This is a genomic window from Mycobacterium sp. E342 (assembly GCF_001667665.1).
Lineage (GTDB): Bacteria > Actinomycetota > Actinomycetes > Mycobacteriales > Mycobacteriaceae > Mycobacterium.
The window spans coordinates 1-4,038 of record NZ_LZJM01000253.1 but is presented as its reverse complement, the minus strand read 5'-3'; the positions used below and the strand labels follow the sequence as shown (position 1 = coordinate 4,038).

Below are 4,038 nucleotides of genomic sequence, written 5' to 3'. Positions count from 1 at the left end.
CGGTAGCGGGTTGTTGTTGGCCCAGTTGGCCCCCGATTGTCTCGAGTACTGGGGTACGGACTTCTCCGCGGCGACGATTCAGCAGCTGCAGGCGGCGGTGGCGTCGCAGTCCTGGGCGGATCGGGTGCGGTTGCGGGTGCAGCCGGCCGATGCGGCCACGGGATTGCCGCAGGCGCATTTCGATGTGGTGGTGCTCAACTCGGTGATCCAGTACTTCCCCAGCGCGGGCTATCTGCTGGATGTGCTGGCAGCCGCGATGCGGTCGCTGGCACCGGGCGGGGCAGTGTTTATCGGCGACGTGCGCAACCTGTCGTTGTTGCAGGCATTTACCACCAAGGTGTTGTGCGCCAACACCACCGGTGATGAGGACACCGCCGCGGTGCTGCGTGAGCGGGTGCGCCGCGAAATGCTTGCCGAGCAGGAACTGCTGTTAGCGCCGGAGTTCTTTGCGGCGTTGCCCCAACACCTTCCCGACATCGCGGCTATCGATGTGCAGCTCAAACAGATGAGTGCGGTCAACGAACTCAGCAGCTACCGATACGAGGTCGTACTGCATAAAGCGCCGGTGTCGGCGCGCTCGCTTGCTCACCTACCCTGCCAACCCTGGCAGCGGTTCAAAACCCTGGCCAGGCTGGGCGCATACCTGCAGTCACAGCGCCCGCCGGAGCTGCGCGTCACCGCAGTGCCCCACGGCGGGATATGGCCTGATGTGGCACTGGCATCCGCGCTGACCGCCGCCGGCGACCGAGTGCCCCTCAGCCAGTTGCGTGCCGAAATCGCCGCCCCCGATACGGTATTGCCGCACCAGTGTCAGCTGCTGGGCCAAGAACTGGGATACACCACAGCGCTGACCTGGTCACCGACCGCTGGGCTGGTGGACCTCATCTTCACCCACACCAGCCACACATCTGACGACTCCCCGCTGCCCGCGCTGTCAGATCTCTACCTGCCCGCCACACCGGTGGGCTCAATTGCCGGCTATGTCAACGACCCCTCAGCCATCGAACGAGTGGCCGAACTGCGCAGCTTTGCGGCTGGCCGCCTGCCCGAATACATGGTGCCCGCAGCGATCATGGTGCTCGATGCCCTGCCGTTGACGGTCAACGGCAAACTCGACCGGCGCGCGTTGCCCGCCCCGGAATTCATCAGCGCGGCGCCATACCGCGCGCCGCGTGACCACCACGAACACGTGTTGGCCGCGCTGTTCAGCGACGTTCTCGGAGTGACACGAGTCGGCATCGATGACATGTTTTTCGATCTGGGTGGCCATTCACTATCAGCAATCCGGCTAGTGGCGCGGATCCAGGCCGAACTCAGTGTCGACGTCCCGATCCGGACATTGTTCGACGTCCCCACCGTCGCCGGACTGGCCCAATGGCTCAAAGAACATCCCAGCAAACCCGCGATCGCACCCTTAACAACACAACAGCGGCCCGCAGTGGTGCCGTTGTCGTTTGCCCAGTCCCGCTTGTGGTTTATCGACCAGCTACTGGGCCCGTCAGCGGTCTACAACATGCCCATCGCACTACGCCTGCACGGGCCATTGAATGCTGACGCCCTGGGGGCCGCACTCGCTGACGTCGTGACCCGCCACGAAAGCCTGCGCACCATCTTCCCCGCAACCAACGGAATCCCCCACCAGACAGTAGTACCCACCGAACAAACAGATTTTGGCTGGGCCATCATCGATGCCAGCAACTGGCCGCCCGAGCGCCTCCAGGACGCCATCGCCGCAGTCACGCGTCACACATTTGATCTAGCAGCCGAGATCCCCTTCCACGCAAGGCTTTTCCACCTACACGAGGATGAGTATGTGTTGGCGGCCGTAGCCCACCACATCGCTGCTGATGGCTGGTCAATCACCCCACTGGTAACCGATTTAGCAACCGCCTATACCGCCCGATGCGCCGGCCAGCCCCCCAACTGGACCCCGTTGCCGGTGCAATACGCCGACTACACACTCTGGCAACGACAACAACTCGGCGACCTCAACGACCCCAACAGCCCGATCACCGCACAACTGGCCTACTGGCAACACGCCCTAGCCGACATACCCGAACGCCTAGCACTACCCACCGACCGACCCTACCCACCCGTAGCCGACCACCACGGCGCCAACCTCACCATCAACTGGCCCGCGCAACTGCACCAGCAAATCGCGCGGTTAGCCCGCGAGCATGATGCGACCAGTTTCATGGTCATCCAAACCGCCCTCGCAGTACTGCTGGCCAAACTCAGCACCAGCACCGACGTAGCCACCGGATTCGCCACCGCCGGACGACGCGACCCGGCCCTAGATGAGCTGGTCGGGTTTTTCGTGAACACCTTAGTGTTGCGGGTCGATCTGGCCGGCGACCCCAGCATCGCAGAAGTACTAGCCCAGGTGCGCGCCCGCAGCTTAGCCGCCTACGAACACCAAGACGTCCCCTTCGAAGTACTCGTCGAACGACTCCACCCCACCCGCAGCCTGACCCACCACCCCCTAATCCAGGTAATGCTGTCCTGGCAAAACCTCCCCGGACAAAACCAAGAACTGACCGCCGGGCTGGCCTTGGGGGATCTGCAGGTCACACCGCTGCCCATGGAAACCCAGGTCGCCCGCATGGACCTGACATTGTTCCTTGGGGAACGCTGGAGCGAAGCGGGGCAGCCGGCCGGGATTGGTGGGGTGGTCGAGTTTCGCACCGATGTGTTCGACCCCGCCAGCATCGAGCTGTTGGTCACCCGGTTTGAACGGGTGCTGGCGGCCATGGCCACCGATCCCACCCAACAAGTCTCTTCGGTCGAGGTACTCGACGCGCAGGAGCTGGCCTGCCTGGGTGGGTGGGGGAATCGTGGCGTGTTGGACCGCCCGGTGGCTTCGACGGTGTCGATTCCGGATGCGTTTGCCGCCCAAGTGGCCTGCGCCCCGGAGGCGGTGGCACTGAGTTTCGGGGACCGGTCCTGGACGTATCGGGAGCTTGATGAGGCCGCGAATCGGTTGGCGCACTTACTCGTTGCCCAGGGCGCCGGCTCCGGTCGGTACGTGGGGATACTGATGGAGCGCGGCGCGCAGGCCATCATCGCGATTCTGGCGGTGCTCAAGTCCGGGGCGGCCTATGTGCCAATCGATCCCGGATGGCCAGCCGCGCGGATCGGGTTCTTGCTCACCGACGCCACCCCGACCACCGTGGTGACCACCACCGAGTTGTACTCACGGCTAGATGGCCATGGCGTGCCAGTCATCGATGTCACCGACCCCGTGATCGATGACCAACCGGCCACCCGACCACCGGGTCCGGCGTCTGAGGACATTGCGTATTTGATTTACACCTCGGGCACCACCGGGGTGCCCAAAGGCGTGGCCATTACCCACCACAACGTGGTCGGGCTGCTGGAGTCGCTGGATGGGCAGTTGGATCGTGCGGGGGTGTGGTCGCAGTTCCATTCGTATGCGTTTGACTTTTCGGTGTGGGAGATCTTTGGCGCCCTGCTGGGTGGGGGCCGGTTGGTGGTGGTGCCCGAAGCGGTGACCCGTTCCGCGGATGATTTCTGTGCCTTGCTGGCCGCCGAGCGGGTCAGTGTGTTGAGCCAGACCCCGTCGGCGTTTTATGCCCTGCAAACCGCCCAGGGAGTGTCACCGGAGGTGGGCCGGCAGCTGGCGCTCGAGACGGTGGTATTCGGTGGGGAAGCCCTCGAGCCAGCGCGTTTGAGGCCGTGGTGGGATCACCATGCGGGATCGCCGCGGTTGATCAACATGTACGGCATCACCGAAACCACGGTGCATGCCTCGATACGCCCGATCGTCGAGAGCGACGGCGGCACCAGCGCTAGTCCGATCGGGGTGCCGTTGACCCACCTGGGCTTCTTCGTCTTGGACCCGTGGTTGCAGCCGGTGCCGGCCGGGGTGGTCGGGGAACTCTATGTGGCCGGTCATGGTGTGGGGGTGGGGTATTGGGGCCGCTCACCATTGACCGCGTCCCGGTTCGTGGCGTGTCCCTTCACCGGGGCACCGGGGGCACGGATGTATCGCACCGGGGATCTCGTGTGTTGGGGCCC

General features: G+C 64.3%; 1 protein-coding gene. It reads left to right on the top strand.

Annotation, left to right across the window (positions count from 1 at the left end; genetic code table 11):
• Positions 1-16 precede the first annotated feature (16 nt).
• On the top strand, positions 17-4,038 hold a 4,022-nt coding region (locus A5692_RS20510; protein WP_231984387.1), incomplete at its 3' end, for a non-ribosomal peptide synthetase.